Source organism: bacterium, assembly GCA_037127815.1.
Taxonomy (GTDB): Bacteria; Patescibacteriota; Minisyncoccia; order Phycocordibacterales; family CAIZLB01; genus CAIJKW01.
This window is the reverse complement of sequence record JBAXXP010000009.1, coordinates 1-1,706: the sequence shown is the minus strand read 5'-3', so window position 1 is coordinate 1,706 and position 1,706 is coordinate 1. Positions and strand designations below refer to the sequence as shown.

Below are 1,706 nucleotides of genomic sequence, written 5' to 3'. Positions count from 1 at the left end.
CATAGCCGTCAAGTTAATTTTAACAAATTAATAATCAGGTATATACAATAGCAGAGTGCGGGACTCTGCCCGCGAAGATTGAAGTCAGTCTCATACCTAATTTTTTTATGTGGCAATTGCCACGTTACTAACTTAATTTCAGGTGTAAAAGTATTACAATTATCTCATATAAACAAATAATAATCAATTATATACGAATATTTTTTTATTATATTATTGGACATAAGAACCCCGCTTTGCAGTTGTAGGCCACAAAATAGCATTGGTATATCTCTGTGTCTATTGCATAAGTATTAATTCAAGAAGTGAAAGTTTCCCTTTCTTTTTTTCCAATTGGATCATTGCCTTGGGAAGTGTCAATAATTTTAATATTTCGTTTTTAAATTCTTCTGCGGACTGCGTGATCTTTTTGCTTATTTCCTTCTGACGGCTGACTAGCCTTTTATAGAATTTGATTAAACTAACCAATATACCCTTTGATTCCCAGTACCAGATTAAAGTATCCCAAAGAATCTTCCAGTTCATAAGTATCAAAAGGAACTTTGCATACAAGTTTGTATTAAACCGTTCTATCTTCATTGGTCTGGTTTCGTGGACTTTAGAAAAGGATTTCCAAGTTTTGAAGATCAATTCGACCTGCCAGCGGAGTCGGTAAAGGTCCCTCAATTTATCTTGTGCAAGCAGCTCTTTGGGTATGTTGGTGATAAAAAGGTTTAACCTGGCCCTGATTATACGGTCTTTACTTACTTTCCTCCCTTTTTTCTGTGCCTCCTGTTTGATTTTCCTTACACGTTCTTCATATTCTTTCTCTGGGAGCAATTCTATCACCAGGCGTGTTTTAAGATCTTTTTCTTTGGACAGGTAAACATCCTTTTCAATGGTGGACATTTTGCCAGCCATCATCATTTCCATTATTTTGAAATAGTCAAGTTGTTTAAATTTCCCATTTTTAACTTGTTCGTACATCCCAACGGGTGCACCTGGCCTGTTTAAATAAAAAGCAGAGGCTTTGTCTATCGCCTTTATATAGGTTTGGTTAATGTACCCTAGGTCCCTGATCAACAAATCATTTGGCCGTATATTTTCTGATACGCTTTTACTGTCGGTATGGTCCTGTTCGTTAAATGCATGAGCACTAAGGTCGTATATAGTGCCGCTTTTAAAATCGTATTCAAATTGGATGCGGATCATTGCTTTTGATCCTGACCCTCCGCTACCCGGATAAAGAGTTGCGTAAGCCGGTGGCAACTGAAAACAGGTGGAATCTTTTATCCTCACAGAATTAAAGTGTAAAAAATGTTCAAGTTTTGATTCATCAGGCAACATCTCTTTAAGGAATTTTTCCAACAATGTCTTTAAAAACAAAACCGACCGAGATGTAAACCGTAGGTCAAGTGCCTGTTTCGTAATAGTTTGGCTGTGTCCCAGATAAAGACAGGAAACAATGTCTGTCAAACTTCTGGCGTGGTTGTCAAAATCCGGGAACATCAAAACATTAACAAAGCTGTCTGCTGTTAAAGTACCGCGCCGCTGAATAAACCCGCTCTCACGCCCTAACCTTTCAATTTCTTCTGATTTGAAAAAATCTGTTAACCTCAACGATAATTTGGAAGCTACATCTTCCACTTTTAATGACCTCTTACCTAAGTTAACCTACAGGTCAAGCAAATTTGTAGGAGAAAACAATCCTTAGCTTGACGGCTATG

At 37.4% G+C, this 1,706-nt stretch carries 1 protein-coding gene; it reads right to left on the bottom strand.

Annotated elements, in window-relative coordinates; genetic code table 11:
* Positions 1-279: 279 nt before the first annotated feature.
* A complete protein-coding gene (locus tag WCQ00_04235) occupies positions 280-1,626 on the bottom strand; it encodes an IS4 family transposase (protein ID MEI6042743.1) in 1,347 nt (448 codons plus the stop codon).
* Positions 1,627-1,706 lie beyond the last annotated feature (80 nt).